This is a genomic window from Candidatus Electronema sp. JC, from assembly GCF_048287365.2.
Classification (GTDB): domain Bacteria; phylum Desulfobacterota; class Desulfobulbia; order Desulfobulbales; family Desulfobulbaceae; genus Electronema.
In genome coordinates this window covers 23,950-43,114 of sequence record NZ_JBLWEM020000057.1, presented here as the reverse complement: position 1 = coordinate 43,114, position 19,165 = coordinate 23,950, and the positions used below count along the sequence as shown (strand labels likewise).

The 19,165-nt window shown below is 58.2% G+C and carries 17 protein-coding genes and 1 pseudogene; 12 read left to right on the top strand and 6 right to left on the bottom strand.

From position 1 onward, the window contains the following. Window positions 1-135: 135 nt before the first annotated feature. Window positions 136-972, top strand: coding sequence for a Fe-S cluster assembly protein NifU (nifU, locus tag ACNKH3_RS09300; protein ID WP_420209023.1), 837 nt, complete (start codon window positions 136-138; stop codon window positions 970-972). Further along, window positions 972-2,153 carry a cysteine desulfurase NifS gene (gene nifS / locus ACNKH3_RS09295; RefSeq protein WP_420209022.1) on the top strand — a complete coding sequence of 394 codons (1,182 nt, stop codon included), beginning with the start codon at window positions 972-974 and terminating at the stop codon, window positions 2,151-2,153. The genes nifU and nifS overlap by 1 nt, the downstream gene beginning before the upstream one ends. A gap of 314 nt (window positions 2,154-2,467) precedes the next feature. On the opposite strand, the gene ACNKH3_RS09290 is transcribed toward nifS, so the two are convergent. Beyond that, window positions 2,468-3,124, bottom strand: a complete 657-nt coding sequence (locus tag ACNKH3_RS09290; RefSeq protein ID WP_420209021.1) for a Crp/Fnr family transcriptional regulator — start codon at window positions 3,122-3,124, stop codon at window positions 2,468-2,470. 114 nt (window positions 3,125-3,238) lie between these two features. Here ACNKH3_RS09290 and ACNKH3_RS09285 point away from each other — a divergent pair, with 114 nt between their 5' ends. Further along, on the top strand, window positions 3,239-4,276 hold the full coding sequence (locus tag ACNKH3_RS09285; RefSeq protein WP_420209020.1) for a thiamine biosynthesis protein: 1,038 nt from the start codon (window positions 3,239-3,241) through the stop codon (window positions 4,274-4,276). 140 nt (window positions 4,277-4,416) lie between these two features. Next, window positions 4,417-6,660, top strand: coding sequence for a M36 family metallopeptidase (locus tag ACNKH3_RS09280; RefSeq protein WP_420209019.1), 2,244 nt, complete (start codon window positions 4,417-4,419; stop codon window positions 6,658-6,660). A gap of 10 nt (window positions 6,661-6,670) precedes the next feature. Here ACNKH3_RS09280 and ACNKH3_RS09275 read toward each other — a convergent pair whose 3' ends face one another. Next, the gene (locus ACNKH3_RS09275) at window positions 6,671-7,108 is read right to left on the bottom strand and encodes a hypothetical protein (protein WP_420209018.1); all 438 of its coding nucleotides are present in this window, start codon (window positions 7,106-7,108) and stop codon (window positions 6,671-6,673) included. Window positions 7,109-7,320: 212 nt separating this feature from the next. Between ACNKH3_RS09275 and ACNKH3_RS09270 the strand changes: the two genes are divergently transcribed. The 3 genes from ACNKH3_RS09270 (at window position 7,321) to ACNKH3_RS09260 (ending at window position 9,957) form a co-directional block, all read left to right on the top strand. Further along, window positions 7,321-7,665 carry a hypothetical protein gene (locus tag ACNKH3_RS09270; RefSeq protein WP_420209017.1) on the top strand — a complete coding sequence of 115 codons (345 nt, stop codon included), beginning with the start codon at window positions 7,321-7,323 and terminating at the stop codon, window positions 7,663-7,665. An 80-nt stretch (window positions 7,666-7,745) separates the two neighbouring features. Then, a complete protein-coding gene (locus ACNKH3_RS09265) occupies window positions 7,746-8,561 on the top strand; it encodes a ZIP family metal transporter (protein WP_420209054.1) in 816 nt (271 codons plus the stop codon). A gap of 106 nt (window positions 8,562-8,667) precedes the next feature. Beyond that, the gene (locus tag ACNKH3_RS09260; protein ID WP_420209016.1) at window positions 8,668-9,957 is read left to right on the top strand and encodes an IMP cyclohydrolase; all 1,290 of its coding nucleotides are present in this window, start codon (window positions 8,668-8,670) and stop codon (window positions 9,955-9,957) included. A 53-nt stretch (window positions 9,958-10,010) separates the two neighbouring features. Here the strand turns inward: ACNKH3_RS09260 and ACNKH3_RS09255 are convergent, their stop codons facing one another. Next, complete coding sequence (locus ACNKH3_RS09255) at window positions 10,011-10,403, bottom strand: hypothetical protein (RefSeq protein WP_420209015.1); 393 nt, start codon at window positions 10,401-10,403, stop codon at window positions 10,011-10,013. A gap of 318 nt (window positions 10,404-10,721) precedes the next feature. Continuing rightward, the gene (locus tag ACNKH3_RS09250; RefSeq protein ID WP_420209014.1) at window positions 10,722-11,177 is read right to left on the bottom strand and encodes a hypothetical protein; all 456 of its coding nucleotides are present in this window, start codon (window positions 11,175-11,177) and stop codon (window positions 10,722-10,724) included. Between the two features lie 284 nt (window positions 11,178-11,461). Between ACNKH3_RS09250 and ACNKH3_RS09245 the strand changes: the two genes are divergently transcribed. The 4 genes from ACNKH3_RS09245 to nrfD all read left to right on the top strand — a co-directional run bounded on the left by ACNKH3_RS09245 (window position 11,462) and on the right by nrfD (window position 16,727). Further along, the gene (locus tag ACNKH3_RS09245; RefSeq protein ID WP_420209013.1) at window positions 11,462-12,766 is read left to right on the top strand and encodes a M18 family aminopeptidase; all 1,305 of its coding nucleotides are present in this window, start codon (window positions 11,462-11,464) and stop codon (window positions 12,764-12,766) included. Between the two features lie 179 nt (window positions 12,767-12,945). Next, window positions 12,946-15,177: a molybdopterin-containing oxidoreductase family protein gene (locus ACNKH3_RS09240; RefSeq protein ID WP_420209012.1), complete on the top strand. Its 2,232-nt coding sequence runs from the start codon at window positions 12,946-12,948 to the stop codon at window positions 15,175-15,177. Window positions 15,178-15,179: 2 nt separating this feature from the next. Continuing rightward, window positions 15,180-15,737 carry a 4Fe-4S dicluster domain-containing protein gene (locus tag ACNKH3_RS09235; RefSeq protein ID WP_420209011.1) on the top strand — a complete coding sequence of 186 codons (558 nt, stop codon included), beginning with the start codon at window positions 15,180-15,182 and terminating at the stop codon, window positions 15,735-15,737. A gap of 15 nt (window positions 15,738-15,752) precedes the next feature. After that, entirely contained in the window at window positions 15,753-16,727 is a 975-nt protein-coding gene (nrfD, locus tag ACNKH3_RS09230; RefSeq protein WP_420209010.1) for an NrfD/PsrC family molybdoenzyme membrane anchor subunit, read from the top strand. A 288-nt stretch (window positions 16,728-17,015) separates the two neighbouring features. On the opposite strand, the pseudogene ACNKH3_RS09225 reads toward nrfD, so the two are convergent. Then, window positions 17,016-18,022, bottom strand: a pseudogene (locus tag ACNKH3_RS09225) (IS110 family transposase). Window positions 18,023-18,142: 120 nt separating this feature from the next. Further along, window positions 18,143-18,352, bottom strand: a complete 210-nt coding sequence (locus ACNKH3_RS09220) for a hypothetical protein (protein ID WP_420209009.1) — start codon at window positions 18,350-18,352, stop codon at window positions 18,143-18,145. A gap of 363 nt (window positions 18,353-18,715) precedes the next feature. Here ACNKH3_RS09220 and ACNKH3_RS09215 point away from each other — a divergent pair, with 363 nt between their 5' ends. Continuing rightward, a complete protein-coding gene (locus ACNKH3_RS09215; protein ID WP_420209008.1) occupies window positions 18,716-19,123 on the top strand; it encodes a Fur family transcriptional regulator in 408 nt (135 codons plus the stop codon). Window positions 19,124-19,165 lie beyond the last annotated feature (42 nt).

Below are 19,165 nucleotides of genomic sequence, written 5' to 3'. Positions count from 1 at the left end.
GTATTGCCGTACAATGGACTAAACTACGCTCGTTCTTTTTTGAAAACTACGGTCGTTCTTTTTGCATAACGCGGGTTCATATCGCGCCCCTCGCAGGCGTGCGGAACGAAACAGAGACGAATACGGACAGCAATCATGTGGGATTATACGGACAAGGTGCAGGAGCATTTCATCAGCCCAAAGAATGTCGGTGAGTTAGACAAGCCCAGCGGCACCGGCGAGGTCGGCTCGCTGGCCTGCGGCGACGCGCTCAAGCTGACTATTCAGGTGGATGACAAGGGCATCATTACCGACGCGAAATTCAAGACCTTCGGCTGCGCTTCGGCCATCGCCTCTTCTTCTGTGCTGACTGAGATCATCAAGGGGATGCACATTGACGAAGCGGCCAAGCTGACCAATCAGCAGATTGCTGACGCGCTCGGCGGCCTGCCGAAAGAGAAGATGCACTGCTCGGTCATGGGCCGCGAGGCACTGGAGGCGGCGATTGCCGACTATCGCGGCGTGATCCTGCCGATGGCGCAGGGCAACGTGGTCTGCGAGTGCTTTGGCGTGACGGATTTGGAAATCATCCGCGCCATCCGTGAATCCAGCCTGCGCTCAGTGGAGGACATCACCAACTTCACCAAAGCAGGCGGCGGCTGCGGACGCTGCGAGGACAAGCTGCGGGAACTTCTTCAGCAGACTGTGCAGGAGCTGGCGACGGCAAAATCAGCCCAGCCCAAGGAGCAGCGGCTGACCACGCTCCAGAAGATCAAGAAGATTGAAGACGTGATTGAACGGGAGATACTGCCGACCTTGAAGAAGGACGGCGGCGGCATCGAGCTGATTGATGTGGACGGCGACATTGTCACCGTCTCCCTGCGCGGGGCCTGCTCGCGCTGTCAGTCCTCGCTGACCACGCTCAAGGAATATGTGGAGAAGAAGCTGCGTGAGCAAGTGGCTGAAACCCTGATTGTCGAGGAGGCACGATAATGGACTGCAAGGGCAAGGTAGTTTACATGGACAACAACGCCACCACCCGGATTGCCCCGGAAGTGCTGGAGGCGATGCAGCCTTATCTGACAGAGTATTACGGCAATCCTTCCTCCATGCACACCTTTGGCGGTCAGGTCGGACGGGCAGTGGAGACAGCCCGCGCGCAAGTGGCAGAGCTGCTCGGCGCAGAGCCAAGCGAGATCATCTTCACGAGCTGCGGCACGGAGAGCGACTCCACGGCCATCCTCTCGGCCTTGCAGACTTTCCCGGAGAAGCGGCACGTGGTCACCACAAAGGTCGAGCATCCGGCGGTGAAAAATCTCTGCGAGAATTTGGACAAGCTCACCGGCCACACGCACCGCATCACGAAGCTCGGCGTGGGCGCGGACGGCACCCTCAGTCTCGACGATTACCGCGAGGCTTTGGCCGATGACACCGCCGTGGTCTCGGCGATGTGGGCGAACAACGAGACTGGTGTGCTCTTCCCAGTGGAGGAGATGGCTGCGCTGGCCAAGGAACGCGGCATTCTCTTTCACAGCGACGCAGTGCAGGCCGTGGGCAAGGTGCCGATCAACATGAAGCAAAACCAGATAGATTTCCTCTCGCTCTCCGGCCATAAGCTGCACGCACCCAAGGGGGTTGGCGTGCTCTATGTCCGCAAGAAGACTCCCTTCGTCACCTTCCTGCACGGCGGGCATCAGGAGAAAGGACGGCGTGGCGGCACCGAGAACGTGGCCTCCATTGTTGGTCTTGGCAAAGCCTGTGAGCTGGCAGGCAAGATGATGGCTGAGGAGAACACGCGGGTGCGCGCTCTGCGGGACAAGCTGGAGCAGGGCCTGCTCGCCGCCGTGCCCAAAGCCATCCTCAACGGCCACGCCGAGCTGCGCCTGCCCAACACCAGCAACATCAGCTTTGAGTACGTGGAGGGCGAGGCCATCCTCCTCCACATGAACCGGCACAATATCTGCGCCTCGTCCGGCTCGGCCTGCACCTCTGGTTCGCTAGAGCCGTCGCATGTGCTCCGGGCCATGGGCGTGCCCTTCACTGCCGCGCATGGCTCAATCCGCTTCAGTCTCTCTATTTACAATACTGAGGAGGAAGTGGACTTCGTGCTGGCCAAGATGCCGGAGATTATTGCGGGGCTGAGGGCGATGTCGCCGTTTTGGCAGGCTGCATGACACAGGCGGCTGCTGATGCAAAGCCAGTCCGATTTGGAGGCGCGTTTCGGCAGCAGGCTGAGGAAACTGAGCGGTCAGCAGCACTCGCAGAACCGCTGTTTCGCCCGTCATCTGTCATCATTGCGGCATGAGCCATTGCAACAAACCTCGCCTGAGCGGGCGGCTGCGTCAGTGTTGGCAAATCGCCAGCCATGCTGCCGCAGTGATCACCGACTGGCTGCTGATCGGCAGCGGCCTGCTGCTGGCAGGCATTGCCCTGCTCCGCGTTGACGTGCCGCTGGCAAAGTGGTTTCTTCTGGCCTGCGGCCTGCTCTTCAGCGGCGCGGGCTGCCGTTTCCGCCGTCAGAGGCGGCGCAGGCAGGCTCCGCCGCAGCGTTCAGCCCGTGCACCTCGTTCTGAGAAAAGCGCTTGAGCAGCAGCTGAATGAGATAGAAGCCGAAATCCGGGTTCTGATAATAGAGCTGCCGGATCTGTTTGTCGGTCATTGAGAGCAGCTCCACGTCAGTTTTGCAGCGCAGGGTGGCGCTGCGCAGCTGATCGCTGGCGAAAACTCCCATCTCGCCGAACAGCTCGCCCGGCTTGATCGCCGCATCCCATTCGTCAACCCGCAGATGCCCGGATTGAAGCAGATAAATCTTCTCCGCCCGGTCGCCTTTGCGGAAGACCACGTCCCCTTCTTGGAAATTTTCCTTGGTCATGTGCGGGATCATGAACTCAAAGGACATGTCGCCTTCCGAGGCTAAGCGCACCTGCTTGATCAGCTTGAGCATCTGCGCCAGCCGCAGGCAGTTCATCGGCAGCAGCGCGGTGTGCAGGACGAAAATCGGCCAGACCTGGGCGTTGAAGGTGTAGGCGATGAAGGTGATGTTGCTGGCGATGCCGACAATCCGCAGCGGAATCATGTTCTTCATGTAGAAGGTCGAGAACATGAGGAAGGCCGCGAGATAGCCGAGAAGCTGGATGAAGTCCATGAGCGGGCCGCCTGTGGTGCTTGAAGCGCGAGGAAAAAGCGCATAGTATGCCTGCAACCATCTTAATGAGCGGAGCAGCCGCTGACAATCGAATAATTGCCTTTCCAAGAATCCATGAAGCATGTCACCGCGCTTGGCCTTTTTTCCGGCGGGCTGGACTCCATTCTCGCCTGCCGGACCGTGGCCGCGCAGGGCATCAGGGTGCAGGCCCTGAAATTCGTCACCCCTTTCTTCGGCCATGAGCTGCTGGCGGAGCCGGAAGAGTTCCGGCGGCGGATGCAGGAAAAATACGGTATCGAGGCCGAGCTGATCGACCTGAGCGCAGGCTACATCGAGCTGCTGCGCCGCCCTGCGCACGGCTTCGGCAAGAATTTCAACCCCTGCATTGACTGCAAAATTCTGATGCTGCGCCGTGCCCGCGAGCTGATGGCCGAGCGCGGCGCGGCTTTTCTTTTCACCGGCGAGGTGCGCGGCCAGCGGCCCATGTCGCAGCAGATGGACACCCTCAATCTGATCGAAAAAAAGGCGGGCTGCCAAGACATTCTCCTCCGGCCGCTCTCAGCCAAGCTGCTGCCGCCGACTTTGCCGGAGCGGCAGGGCCTGATTGACCGCGAGCGGCTGCACGGCTTGGCCGGACGCGGACGCAAAGGGCAGCTCGCGCTGGCCAAAGAGCTGGGCATCAGCGATTTTCCGGCCCCGGCAGGCGGCTGCGTGCTCACTGACCCCATTCTTTCGGCCCGGATTGAGCGTTTTTATGACGGACTCTTCGCCGCCAAAAGCGAGGAGATCTGTGCGGAGGACATCCGCCTCCTCCTGCTGGGGCGGCAGTTCCGTCTGCCGGGCGGCCACTGGCTCGTGCTGGGCCGCAACGAACAGGAGAACGAGCGGCTGGAAAAACTGCGCGGGCCGGAAGACTGGCTCGTGCAGATGCCGGAGCATTTCGGGCCGCTGGGCCTGCTGCGCCGGGCCGCTGCCGCCGTCGGCAGCGAGGAGGCCGCCGTCCTTGCCGCCGGACTGATCGTCCGCTACAGCCGGAAAACTAACGGCGTTCCCCTGCCCGGCAATGTGCGGATTGATCAGAACGGCAAAGAGCTGCTGCTGAGAAACACTGCGCCGCTGGCGGATGAATTATTCAGCGCATGGATCATCTGATATGACCTGTCAACACTAAAAGAAAAAATATACCGCAAGATCATCTTGACATTTTGACTGGAACGAGATAAAGCTGAGTCAGCTCCGGCAGCCCCTGCATCTGCCGGGATATGAAAAAGAGCAAACAGAAGAGGTGCGAAATGAAAAGAACTACAGCCCTGCTGTCCCCGCTGCTTGTTGCCTGTCTCCTCGGAGCCGCCTCGGCACAGGAGAATGAAGGGGTTGATTTTATTGAAAGCTATGCGGAGCCAGCAAAAAATGAGCCGTCTGGGCTGCGTCAGAGGAACGCGGCCAAGGCCGCCGCCGCTGTCAGCAGGCTGGCCGCATTCAATGCCGAGCAGGGCGCAAGCTGGAAAGCGAGCGTTGACCAGCGCAGTGGTCAGGTGCGGCTGCTGCACAGCGGACGTTCCAAAAGCTACGGCAGCAATCCAGAAACAGCGGCCAAGAGCTTCCTCCGCGACAGCCAAGCAGTGCTGGGTTTGCGCGGCGACTTGGCCGACATGAAAACTTTGCGGGTGGATGAAACCCCGGACAAAAATCATGTGCGCTTTCAGCAGACCTATGACGGCGTTCCTGTCAGCGGCGCGCTGGTGCTGGTGCATTCCAATAAAAAAGGCCAAGTGACTATGGCCCAGAACAGCTATGCGGTCAATGTTGCGCCGATAAACAGCCGCGCTGTCGCCGAGGAGGAAGCAGTCAGCACAGTCATGAGCGACCTCCGGGCCAGTCTCAGCGGCAGCACCCGGCTCGGCAAAGCTAAAACAGAGGAAGTCATTGAAACCTTCAAAGACAGGCAGTATTTCACGTGGAAGGTGAAGGTGTCCACGTGGGAGCCTCTCGGTTTCTGGGTTTATTATTTAGACGCGGAAAACGGAAAAACACTTTACAAGGCCAATGAAATCATATCACTGCGCAATGGTGTCGGCAGGGTTTATAAAAACAACAAAGATTGGCTGCGCAACAAGCTGACCAAGGTGCCGTTGAGGAGCCTGTTCACCGAACGGGAATATTACCTCACTGGGTGTCTCTGGGGGCTTCATGCTGATGTTTATGATGTTGAGTCAGACGGCGACGGAGATGATCCTTACGCGCCGAATTTAAAATTTCTCTACAACCCTTACGGAAGAGAAAAACCTTGGTTTGACGCGGTTGGTCTCTATTACCGGATGGATAAATCGTGGAGATGGTGGAAGGCAAATGTGGTCAATAAATATGGCCCTAAAAAGATAGACTATTTTCATACTCTTTCCATTCCTGCCGGAGTTAATGCCGCAGGCATGTGCAATGCATATTACGCTCCAGAATTGCAGGAAAATTATCCTCCTGGATTTGTTTTCGGCAATGAAGAATCCTGCGGTTACGGCTCAGAAGATTTGGCTCTTGACGATGACGTGGTCATGCACGAATTTACCCATGCTTTGATGGAATGGAGCTATTTCGGCAGGCAGTTCGGCGATCCGGTGAACGGATATGGCCGGGCGATGGGCGAAGGCAATGCCGACTGGTTCGCCTATCTGTACACCAAAGATCCAAAAATTGGCGATGTGGCCTTTGCGTACACCGATGAAGGCTATCTGCGGAACCTTGACAATGACAGGATGTATCCGGCAGATGTCAACACTCCGACGTATGGAGCGTACTATATAGATGAAAACGGCTATAAAATTATAGTTCATCATCTGCCTGAAGAACATTACACTGGAGAAATATATGGAGGATATCTTTATGATCTCAGTCAAGTGCTCAAAAAACAGGCCCTGAAGTATGTCTACAAGGGAATGTATTATTTTTCTCCGGCTGGCGGGTTCAAAAGCCGTTGGTCTGATTTTTATGATGCCATTTTGGCACAGATGCTGGCTGAAAAAGATTTGACCGGAAAGCTGACCAACACAGTCAAGGCATGGGGATCAATGTCCAGCCGGGGCCTGCTTGGCAGAATACGTGATACATACAGCAGCAGCTGTTATTTTCCGACAGTCACACCTGTCTGTGTCAAAGAGGAGCAGGCAGAGGGCGAGCCTGCGATTGTCATCTGCGAGCCATGCTCGCCCGGCAGCGATTCTCCGGCTTACTTCTCGCTGCAATTCGGTGAAAAGTCGAATGTAAAGACGCAGGCAAAATTCCTCAAGACTGGAGTCTGCAATGAATATCCCATCCAGCTGACGCAGAGCGGATTGCATCTGCAAGTGACCGCCACAGGCAGCGGCACTTGGCCTTCAGTCAAGCTCTACAACGCCGCCAACACATTGATCACCAGCAGTTCCGGCAACACCGCCGACCGGGCCGCTCTTTCCCTGTCCTCGCTTGCGGCCAACGCCTACACCATCGAGGTTTGCGGAGGCAGCACAGGGAAATACACCCTGCAAGTGCAAACTGCGTTGTGATGCGGAAAAATCAGCGGCGGCGCAGCCAGCGCAGCCACTGCGCCCAGCCGTGGCGGCTGGAAAGCAGCAAGGCCCAGCCGATGGCGAAATAGACCGCGCCGAGGAGCGGGCCGGGCTGGAACAGGAGGCGCAGAAGGATGCCGCAGGCCATCATGAAAAGGACGAGGAGCCAAGTTTTCCACGGATAAACTGCGCCAAGGCAGGTGTTGTCGCTGAAGCCAGTGATCCGGCTCAGGGTCTTCTTGGCGGTCTTGTCCAGCACGGTCAGGGATTTGGCCGTGCCGATCAGCAGGGCGATGAGCAGCAGACGCAAGGTCAGATGCAGCCCCATCCAGCCCAGCCCGCGCTCCATCAGCAGGATGCCGACCGCTGTCCAGATCAGCGGCGCGGCAAAAAAATGAATGGAACGGCTCACGCCCGGCTTCAGTTTGTCAGCTATGTTCAGCATGGCGGCGGTACTCCAGCACACGGCGGTTGATATACCTGATTCTGCTGCCCCTGCTCTCATCTACAGCCCTGGCGCGGCGTTGTCAAGCGTGAACCCGAACCGGCCCGCCGTGGCGCAGGCCGGTTTTTCTTTTGCAAAGATATCAGGCGACACTATAATGGAAAAAGGCAGAGTACTGTTTTAAGCAGTTTCAACCGCAGGAGGATGCAGACATGGTTCGCAATATCGTGATAGTTCTGATTCTGGCCGTCATCGGGGTGCCGTCATGGCAGATTGGCATGATCACGCTTCAGAAGAAGAAGACCGGCTACGTGCTTCAGGAGCAGGCTAACAAAATTAAGAAGTACGACAACGAGGAGCTGATCAAGAGGGATTTGACCAAGGAGCTGGAGCTGCTGGGGCTGCCGACGCAGTTCAAAATGGAGCGGCCTGAGCGTTTCAAACTGAAGATCAGCTACAATTACAGCGCATCAGCCAGCGTGTTCGGCAAAACCTACTACGAGGTGAGCGAAATCATGGAGAAGGTCACGGAAGACAGCACATTTGATTCCAAATGAGCCTGTGACTGAAGTCTGCGCTTGCTTTCCGCCGGTTCTTTCAGAACCGGCGTTCTTTTTTTCAAACTGCGGCAGCAGGAATTATGAATTTTTTCATTCAGAACGGGCCGGTCAGCCAAGCCCTTTTCGCCGCCCTTTTCACCTGGGGCCTCACCGCCGCCGGGGCGGCCTTGGTTTTCCTCACCAAAAGCGTCAACAGCAGATTGATGGACGCGATGCTCGGCTTTGCCGCCGGGGTGATGATCGCGGCCAGCTTCTGGTCGCTGCTGGGGCCGGGCATTGAAATGGCGGAGCAGCTCGGCCAGACCGCCTGGCTGACCGCTGCGGCGGGCTTCATGGGCGGCGGCATCTTCATGCGGCTGATGGACAAGTTCCTGCCGCATCTGCACCCCGGCCTGAGCATGGACAAGCAGGAGGGCGTGCGCACCTCGCTCCAGCGCAGCACCTTGCTGGTGCTGGCCATCACCCTGCACAACATCCCGGAAGGGCTGGCGCTCGGCGTTGCGTTCAGTGCCGGAGCCTCGGAGCTGAACGCCGCCACCTTGGGCGGCGCGGCGGCCTTGGCTCTGGGCATCGGCATTCAGAACATCCCCGAAGGCGCGGCGGTGGCCCTGCCTCTGCGCCGCGAGGGGCTGTCCAAAGGCTGGAGCTTCTTTCTCGGCCAGCTCTCCGGCGTGGTCGAGCTGCTCTCCGCCCTTGCCGGGACGCTGCTGGTCATGCAAATTCAAAGCCTGCTGCCCTTCGCACTCTGCTTCGCCGCCGGAGCGATGATTTTCGTGGTGGTGGAGGAGCTGATCCCGGAATCGCAGCAGCGATATGAAAACATAGACTTGGCGACCATGGCGACCATGACCGGCTTCTGCCTGATGATGATTTTAGACGTGGCGATGAGCTGAGAGGCAGCAGCTTTTTTCCGGGTTGGCAAGAAAGGCCGGGCAGGGTATATTCTGAAACCTTCCAGCAGCTTTTTTCGACGGCAATTCAACAAACCGGAGCAGTTTTATGAGCGACTTGAAAAAAATGTACACCACCATCCTCGGCGACTCCTTCCCGATGGAGATGACCATTTCCTTTGGCGGGCAGACCTTGGTCTATCGCAAGCGGACTTGGGCCATTCCGCAGGAGGACGGCACAGTGGACGAGCGCGGCCTGCGCTACGGCGAGAATCCGGATCAGGAGGCGGCCTTGTATGAATTGGTCAACGGCAACCTTGTGCTCGGCGGCTGCACATACATTGAGCCGGGCAAGGGTCTGGTCAGCGGCATCCGGGTGGAGGACATGCTGCAAGTGGGCAAGCATCCGGGCAAGATCAACCTGACCGACGTTGACAACGGCTTGAACATCATCAAATATTTGATGGACAAGCCTGCGGCGGTGATCCTCAAGCACAACAACCCTTGCGGCGCGGCGATTGGCGCAACTTTGGCCGATGCCTACAACCGCGCCAACCGGGCTGACCGCATCGCCGCGTTCGGCGGGGCGGTGGTTACGAGCCGGGCGATTGACAAGGCGACCGCCGAGCTGATGAGCCAGAATTATCTGGAGGTGGTCTGCGCCCCGGACTTTGAAGAGGGCACGCTGGACATCTTAGCCAAGGCCAAGAATCTGCGCATCATCCGCATTGACGGCATCAAGCGGCTGGCGGAGTTTGAGAACTGCCGCTTTATTGATTTCAAATCGCTGATTGACGGCGGCATTATCGTTCAGCAGTCGGCGGTGAATGCGATCCGTTCTGCCGTTGATTTGAAACCGGCAGTAGCGACGTGGAAAGGCAAAGAATACCGCTGCGAGCGGCAGCCGGATCAGCGTGAAATCGACGACATGATTTTCGGCTGGGCCGTGGAGCATGGCGTAACCTCGAATTCTGTCATCTACGTCAAGGACGGCTGCACAGTGGGCATCGGCACTGGCGAGCAGGATCGGGTCGGGGTGGCGGAAATCGCTGTTCAAAAAGCCTACATCAAATATGCGGACATCTGCTGCTTTGACAAATTCGGAATTCCCTACGCGGATTTGGCTCTTGAAGTCGAGCAGGGCAAGCGGGATGCAGCGGAAAAAGCGGAAATTGACGCGAAGGTGAAAGCGGACCGGGCAGGACTGCCCGGTTCCGTGATGATCTCAGATGCCTTTTTCCCTTTCCGCGATGCGGCAGATGTGGGCATCCGCGAGGGAATCACCGCCATCTTGCAGGCAGGCGGCTCCATGCGGGATTACGCTTCGATTGAAGCCTGCAACGAGTCCCGCCCGCAGGCGGCGATGATGTTCACCGGCTGCCGGGCGTTCAAGCATTAAGCGGGTCATATGCAAACATCTCGCGCCGGGCGGCGCGAGATATTATCTCGGAATTATAGGCTGCCCCCCAGCACGTGCAGCAGTCTGATCCAACCTTTATTTGTGCCCGGAACAGGCTCCTCTGCCGTTTGCAGCACGACTTTAACCTTTCTGCCATCTGCCAAGGCTGTCAAAGCGGCGGCGTAAACACCGTCCTTGTCAGGCGTGGCCGGAACGACAAAGGTTCTTTCACCTGCTGTCCATGCGGTGCCAACAGGATAAGCATCGCAAGTCAGGGTGACACTGCGCAAATTATAAACAATTTTGCCGTTCACATATGCGAAGCCAGCTCCTGTCGCAGTCACATTCCCGGATTCGCATGTGTCGAAGGCTAAAGCCCCGGTTGCCGTCAAGGCGAAAAGAGACAGCGCGGCGGCGATTCCTGTGACAACTTTCTTTGCTTTCATTTCAGTATCCTCCCTGCTTTGTTTATGTGCGCTTCTGTCTGCTGACAGCAGGCATCATGCTGATTTTTATAGAAAATTTCTACATTCTCAGCAGATCCGCATCATCAGGCATTGCATCCTCTTCTAACTATACTGCTGCAAACGAAAGTGCGCAATAATTTTGCGTGCGGCAACAGGCGGAAAAACAATGAAGTTATTTGATGAGCAGACTTCTCTGGAGGCGCGGAAGGAAACCTGCTCCGCATGTCCGCCTGGCTGATCAGGCGGCAGGACATGCGGAACACCGAATACGAATGTCGGCCTGCGGCTGACGACGGCTCATTCTTTCAGGTGCAGCGCACGAATGAACGAACGCCGGTATGTTCTGGCATTCACCCGTTCGCTTTCCGCTGCAGAGCTGAGATAATACTCAACTTTTTTGCCATCCACCAAAGCGGTCAGGGCGGCGGCGTAGATGCCGTCTTTATCAGGAGTCGGCGGCACCACAAACGCTCGTGCCGCCCCGTCCCATTGAGTTGCAGAATCAGAAGTGTCCTTGCTGTGGAGAGTCAGTGCGCCTGCATCGCAGGTCAGATACACCGTCCGATGGGATGTCACAATAGTGGGATCCAGCCTCGGAACAGCAGAATAAGGATACGAGAATCCCGCCCCTGCGCCGACCACAGTTCCTGAGCTGCAATGCGTCAGCAGCTGCGCCGCTCCGTTTGTCGCCGTCAAGGCGACACATGCCGCTGCTCCGATCAATCCTGCCGTTAATTTCCGCTGTGTTTTCATCACGTTCTCCTTTTATTGCGGTTTATCTTTTTTGCTTGCTTTTATTATTATACACGCAACGCATTGCAAAGTCTAAATAAAAATTCTATTCAAAATAAAAACAGCATGTTGCCCGGCAACAGCTCGATCTGCCGCGCAAATGCCGGAAAACATTCTGGCTGCCGCCGTGCTTGCCATACCTGCCGCCTCGGAGTACAATCCGCCCTGTCCCGCTGCCGCCGCTCAGGCCGCAGCCCGCTTCCCGGACGCGCTGCCGGGACATTCTTCTGCTCACAAAAGAACTTATGACTGCTCACGCCGCCTGCGCCGCCGAACTGACCAGCTTTCTCCGCTCCTCGCCCACTGCTTTTCATGCCGCCGCCGCCGCCGCCGCTTTGCTGGCCGAGCAGGGCTTTGTCCGGCTGGACGAGCAGGCGGCTTGGGGCCGTCTGCCTGCGGGCAAATACTTTGTCCTCCGCAACGAGTCCAGCCTGATCGGCTTCACGTGGAGCGGCGGCGGTGCTTTCCGCATGATCGGCGCGCACACCGACAGCCCCGGCCTCAAACTGAAGCCGAAGCCGCTGCGGCGGGAGCAGGGCTGCCTCCAGCTGGCTGTGGAAATTTACGGCGGCGCGCTGCTCCGGCCTTGGTTTGACCGCGAGCTGTCCGTGGCCGGGCGCGTGGCTTGGCAGGACAAAAACGGCGGCCTCCGCTCGGCCCTGCTTGATTTCCAGCGGCCTGTCGCGGTCATCCCCAGCCTCGCCATCCACCTCAACCGCGAGGCCAACAAGCAGCAGGAGATCAACGCCCAGACCGACATGGCACCGCTGATCGGCCTTGCTACCGAGACCGCCGCCGATTTTCAGGAGCTGCTGCGCGAGGAGCTGCGCCGCTGCTGTCCTGACGCTGAACCTGCTGGAATCATTGACCACGAGCTGTTCCTCTATGATCCCGCTCCGCCCGCGTTGACCGGTTTGAAGAGCGAATTCATCACCGGGCCGCACTTGGACAATCTCGTCTCCTGCTTCGCCGCCGCGCAGGCCCTGCGCAGTGCTGACAGCAGCTTGAACTGCCTGATTGTCCTCAATGATCACGAGGAGGTGGGCAGCGTCTCCGCCGCCGGAGCGCAGGGGCCGTTTCTCCGCGACGTGCTGGAGCGGCTGCTGCCTGAGGCTGAAGCGCGGCAGGCGGCCCTGCGCGGCTCGTTTTTCATCTCCGCCGACAACGCCCACGCCGTTCATCCCAATTTCGCGGCCAAGCATGACGCGCTGCATCTGCCACAGCTCGGCAAGGGGCCGGTGATTAAGTTCAACGCCAACCAGCGCTACGCCACCACCGCCGCTTCCGCCGCCCGTTTCCGCCAGCTCTGCGCTGAAGCCGGAGTTCCGGCACAGGATTTCGTCTCCCGCAGCGACATGGGCTGCGGCTCGACCATCGGCCCGCTGACCGCCGCAGGCATCGGCGTGGACACCGTTGATGTCGGCATCCCCTCGCTGGCCATGCACTCTGTCCGCGAAACCGCCGCCAGCGTTGACTGCTGGCATTTTTGCCGCGCTCTGAGCCGCTTTTTCTCTCCCGGACAATCTGACACGCTGTGGCAGAAAAAATAAAAAAGAGAGAAAACAGCATGTTCAAGCGCGATGCGCAGATGCGTCCGCCTGCGCTGTTGACAGGTGCCACAATTTGGTGTAGAAGCATTCCCTTGGCTGTTTGAACAGATGCTGAAACGATGCGATTCACCGGCGCAGCAGGCCGGTTGGGGAACCTTTTAAATTCAAGGAGAGGTATCATGGCTTTTTCGAGGAGAAACTTTCTCAAATACGCCGCCATATCCGCCGGAGGCGCGGCTGTCGCCGACACGCCGCTTTTCTCGGCCCGCGCCCGCGCGGCGGCGGAGGGCGGCACGGCCCGCTATGTGCCGACGAGCTGCGAGATGTGCTTCTGGAAGTGCGGAGCCATCGCCAAGGTGGAGAAGGACAAAGACGGCAAGGACGTGGTGGTCAAGCTGGAGGGCAACCCCCTCCATCCGCAGAGCATGGGCAAGCTCTGCGCGCGCGGTCAGGGAGGCATCGGCCAGCTGTATGACCCGGACCGCCTGAAAAGGCCGATGATCCGCACCGGCAAGCGCGGCGACGGCCAGTACAAGGAGGTGAGCTGGGACGAGGCTTTTGACTTTACGGCTAAAAAGCTGAAGGCGATTATCGCGGAGCATGGCGGGCACTCAGTGTCCATGATCTCCCATGGCTCGCCGGGCGACTATTTCACCAACCTGCTCAACGCGCTAGGCAGCGGCAACATCGCCTTCCCCTCGTTCGCCCAGTGCAAGGGCATCCGCGACGCGGTCTGGGAGCTGACCTACGGCCACAAGCCCGCCACCAGCTGCGAGCGGGTTGACCTGCGCAACAGCAAGGTGATGGTGCTGATCGGCACCCATCTGGGCGAGAACATGCACAACTCCCAGACGCAGGAGTTCGCCGAGGCGGTCGGCAACGGCTGCAAGATCATCTGCGTCGACCCCCGCTTCTCCACCGCCGCCTCCAAGTCCTGGCTCTGGCTGCCTATCAAGCCGGGCACGGACACAGCCCTGCTGCTGACGTGGATCAACATCATCATCAGCGAGGAGCTGTACGACAAAGCCTATGTTGATCAATACACGTCCGGCTTTGAGCAGCTCAAGGAGGCGGTCAAGGAATACACCCCGGAGTGGTGCGCCAAGGAAACCGACCTGCACGAGGCCGACATTGTCGCGGCGGCGCAGGAGCTGGGCCGCTACGCCCCCAATGTGGTCGTGCATCCGGGCCGTCATCTGGCCTGGTACGGCAACGACTCGCAGCGGGTGCGGGCGATGGCCATCCTCAACGCCCTCCTCGGCACGTGGGGCCGTCCCGGCGGCCTTTATCTGCCGCCCAAGGGCAAGTTCGCCAAATTCAACGACAGTGCGCCGGACTATCCTGACGCTGAGGAAGATCCGGTGATCAAGGGCGACTATCCCTTCGCCGGCGGCGAGGGGCTGACGCAGGTGCTGCGCGAGACGATCATCACCGGCGAGCCGTATCCGGTCAAGGCGCTGTTTGTCTGCGGCTCCGATCTGCTCAGAGCCTTGCCTGCGCCGGATATAACCCGCAAGGCCATCGACAATTTGGACCTGATGGTCGCGGTCGACATCATGCCCTCGGAAACGACGATGCTGGCTGATGTCATCCTGCCGGAATGCACCTACTTGGAGCGGCATGACGGCCTGTTCAAAATTGAGACCCGCGAGTCCGGCGTGGCCATCCGCCAGCCTGCGGTCGAGCCGATGTATGACACCAAGCCTGCCTGGTGGATCGCCAGCGAGCTGTGCAAAAAGATGGGCTTGGCGGACTACGCGGTCAAGAGTCAAGGCAGCAGCGACATGAAGGCTTGGGAGGAGCGGATGAAGCGCCAGGCCGCCGCCTGGGGCATCAGCTGGGAGGAGCTGGCCGACAAGGGCTATGTCAGCATTCCCGGCAGCTCGGCGCCGTACATCACAGCTGACAATCAGCCGTCCTTCAAAACCTATTCCGGCAAAATAGAGCTGTACAGCACTGATCTGGCCGACTACCATTTTGATCCGGTGCCCAAGTACGAGCCGACCGAGCAGCCGGGAGAGGGCATGTACCGCCTCATCTATGGCCGCAGCCCGGTGCACACCTTCAGCCGGACAATCAACAGTCCGTGGCTGTGGGAACTGCAAAAGGAAAATCAGGTCTGGCTGAACAAGAAGGAGGCGGAGCGGCTCGGCCTGAAGGACCGGCAGTATGTCCGGCTGGAGAATCAGGACCAAGTGAAGAGCGGGCCGGTGCAGGTCAAAGTGACCGAGCGCATCCGCCGCGACTGCGTTTACATGGTGCACGGCTTCGGCCACAAATCCCCCAGCTTGAGCAAGGCGCACGGGAGCGGCGTGGACGACCAGCTTTTGATAACCAGATATAAAGTGGATCCGATCACCGGCGGCACCGGCATGAGGGTCAACTTTGTCAAGATCATCAAGGAGGTCTGAGAATGCCCAGATATGTCATGGTCATTGACCAGTCGCGCTGCGTCGCCTGCATGGCCTGCGTGGTGGCCTGCAAGCGTGAGAACGATGTGCCGGCGGAGCATTACCGCACCCGCGTGGTGGAGATGGTCCGGGGCGAGTTCCCCCGGCTGCGGAGCGAGATGCGTTCCGAGCTGTGCAATCACTGCGATCATCCGCCCTGCGTCAGCATCTGCCCCACCGGCGCCTCGCACAAGCAGAAGGACGGCACGGTGCAGATTGACCGCAAAAAATGCGTGGGCTGCAAGGCCTGCATCGCCGCCTGCCCCTACGATGTCCGCTACATCGATCCTGTCCACGGCTGGGCGGACAAATGCTCCTTCTGCCAGCAGCGGCTCGCGGAGGGCAAGGAGCCGGCCTGCGTCGCCACCTGCATCGGCAGGTCGCGGATGTTCGGCGATCTGGACGATCCCAACAGCGAGGTCAGCCAGCTGCTCCGGGACAACAGCTGGCGGACACTGAAGCCGGAGGTCGGCACGCAGCCGCATGTCTATTACATCAACCAAGTTCCCCGGAAGAGCTGAGGAGGAGGAGCGATCATGGAACTGAGCATCACCGGCGCCAACGCCGTCACCTATCCAGTCATGCACGTCTGGGACTGGCGCGTGGCCATCTACCTCTTTCTCGGCGGCATGTCCGGCGGCCTGATGAGCATGAGCGCCATCAACTACATCCGGCCCAAGAAAGGGCCTGTGGACAGCTCCTGCTCGTGGCAGATTCCGATCATAGCCCCGATCATCCTCGCTGTCGGCCTCTTCTTTCTCAACCTCGATTTGGCCCGGCCTTTCAACGCCTTCTGGTTTTACTTGGCATTCAAGCCGGTTTCGCCGATGAGCTGGGGCGCGTGGATCGTCCTGGCTATTTATCCGCTGATGATCCTCTACGCGCTGGCCGCGCTGCCTGACTCAATCAAGGCGAAGATCAAGAACCCGGATCTGCTCGGCTTGACGGAAAAACTTCAGCCGCACCTGCTCAAGCTGGCCAAAGCCAACTTCCTCGCAGGCATTCTGCTGGCCATCTACACCGGCGTGCTTCTCAGCAGCCTCGTCGCCCGTCCCTTGTGGAACTCGGCCATCCTGCCGATGCTCTTTTTGGCCAGCGGCATGAGCGCGGGCGCGGCGGTGATGATCATGGTCGCCAAAACCAAGGAGACCAAGCTCTTCTTCACCAAGGTTGACATCTGGCTGATCATAGCCGAGCTGATCATCCTGCTGCTCTTCTTCTACGGCCATTACACCGGCGATGCGGCCCACCAGCAGGCGATCAAGCCCTTCTTCAACACCTCGCATGAGTTCTTCCCCTACGTCCTCAGCATCATCATCATCGGCATCTGTCTGCCGCTGGCGATTGTGCTGAAGTTTCTGGAAGTCACCGGCGAGCACACTGAGGAGCTGACCGCCTCCGGCCTGCTGCTGATGAACGCCAGCGCGGTGCTGGTGCTGATCGGCAGCGCGGTGATCCGCTTCGCGATGGTCTATGCCGGCCAGCTCTCCGGCTACGGCGGGTACATGTAAGCCAGCCGCGCCGTCCGCTGAACGCTGCAAACAAGCCGCTGAACTTTGATGGTTCAGCGGCTTGTTTTTTGGGTGCCGGGTTAATCCGTTGATCGATAAATTAAACAAGCAGGCAGTGTTCCTGCAACGTTACGTTGACGTTCCCGCTCCCTTGCGTCAAGGCGGTTGAGCGGAGCCGAAACCGCCGCCGCCTTCGGCTCCGCTCAGGCAGCTCATTGTTCCTGCGGCACATGTCAGCTTAACGTTGCAACAATAGCAGTCCTTAAGGCGTAGATACCGTCTTGCCTGTCAAGAGGAAAGGCCTCCTGACGGGCAAGACAGCGCATAATTTGGCTGATAAGGAAGGCGTGTTTTTAGTACGCCGAAGCAGAGATGAGCGAGCTTGCGCATGGAGGCACCGAGAGCGGACATTTTGGATTTGCCGCGAGCAAGCAGTCGCTCATAGACAGCCTTGACATGGGGATTATGGCGTACAGCCACGACAGCGGCCATGTACAGGACAGCTCGGAGCTTGGCTGGGCCAGTTTTAGACAAGCGAGTTCGACCGAGAACCGAACTGCCAGACTGCCGTTCGACCGGCACCAGACCCAAATAAGCAGCAAGTTGTTCGGCAGATTGAAAATGACGGGCCTTCATGACTGCGAGCATCTTGCTGCCGGTCTGCGGCCCGACCGCCGGGATGCTGGTCAGCAGCTTCATATCCTGCTTCATGCTGGAATGACTGTCAATATGATCATCAGCAGCCTGCTGGAGCCGTTTCAGTTCCACCGCATGAAAGCTGCAGCGTCAAGAATGGATTGCAGGACACGAGGCGGCGTGTCGGCGGCTTCTACCTTTTCCAGCCGGTTTTTCTCGCGGCGGAGGTCTTCAGCCACGGCATCGCGGCGGGCCAGAAGCGACGAGAGCATCCGAGCTTCCAGTGACGGCGGCTGCCATGCTGCCGGCTTGAGCAATGCGCCGCAGCGGGCCAGGACAAAGCTGTCCGCCTTGTCCGTTTTGGTGCGCACGCCTAAGCCGCGTCCCAGGCTTCTGGCCTGCGCCGGATTGATGACGGAGACAACGGCTCCGGCTTCAATGAGGGACAAAGCGGCCTGTTCGTGATACACGCAGGTGGCCTCCATGATGACATGAAGATCGGAGACCGGAACATTCTGCTTGGCCGTCCATTTCAAAAGGATGGCAATGCCTGCTTTAGAATTGAGCGCAACCTTGGTTTTTCGTTTAGCGCCTGCTTCGTCCAGCAGAAGACAGCAGTCCAGTTTGGCTTTGGCAACATCAATGCCGAGATAGAACATGACAGCACCTTTAATAAAAGAATCAATCCGCCAATCGCGCCCACTTGCCTTGTGCATGCAGGGTTTTCCCCTTGGCTACCGTTCAGTGTTGTCGCTGGCGTAAAAGTGAGCCGGGGGGCTTCATCTACGCATCAAGGTTGAAACCTTAAGGGGCACGCCAAGCTCTCCCCGGCTCCTGTGCTGGCAGCTAACCATCACAACGAGTAAGATACAAGCGGCACGCTTGATTCCTCCGCTGAAAATTTTCGCCGGACTTGCATCGAAACTGTCGGCTTGCAGCTGACGGGCCGCTTCAAAGCCGACCATATCCGAACGCACGATCTTTGGCATTTTCAACACAGTTTGATCCGAAAAGCCTTGGCGCGTAATGCCTGTTTTTTCATCAACTTACCCTGAAGCGGCCCGCCGTTGCATCTGGAGGAGCTGATTGCGCGGTATAAAACAGTTGCACATCAGGTCTGATTCCTGTCAAGAAGAAAATAGGGTCATTTTTTATTGCGCTTGACAAGCTGAAATATTGCCGTATTATCACGCTTGTTGCAAATCCTTTGCAAGGACAAGCTCTGTTCTGCCGGATTTGCGCAAATTTAATCAAGCAATTGCGGCGGATACGGGAGTCGTTTGCGGCAGTCTGCATGGCGCGGGGGAAAATCTTTTTATGAAACTTTGTTGAATTACGGGGCGGTGACGAAAATGAACGAGCCAGAATCGATAGTCCGCCTGACCACGCAGCGGCAGATTTTGCTGGAGGAGCTGAAAAGGGCGAAAAATGATCATCCCACGGCCTGCGAGCTGTACGAATTGATGCGGAAACGGCTGCCCCGCATCGGCTTGGGCACGGTGTACAGAAACCTTGAGCTGCTGGCGGAGAGCGGAGTCATTGTCAAGCTGGAGGTCGGCGGCTCGCAAAAACGTTTTGACGCGGACACTGAACCACATTATCATATCCGCTGCGCGCACTGCAACAAGGTTGAGAATATTGATGTCGACGTTGTTCAGGATATTGTCGAAGCAGCCGCAAAAAAAACTAATTACAACATCATTGGTCATCATATTGAATTTTTTGGAGAATGCCCTGATTGCCAAAGCAAGAAAACATGATATAAAAGAGTATTGCGTTGTTTTTTTCTCAACCGCAGAACA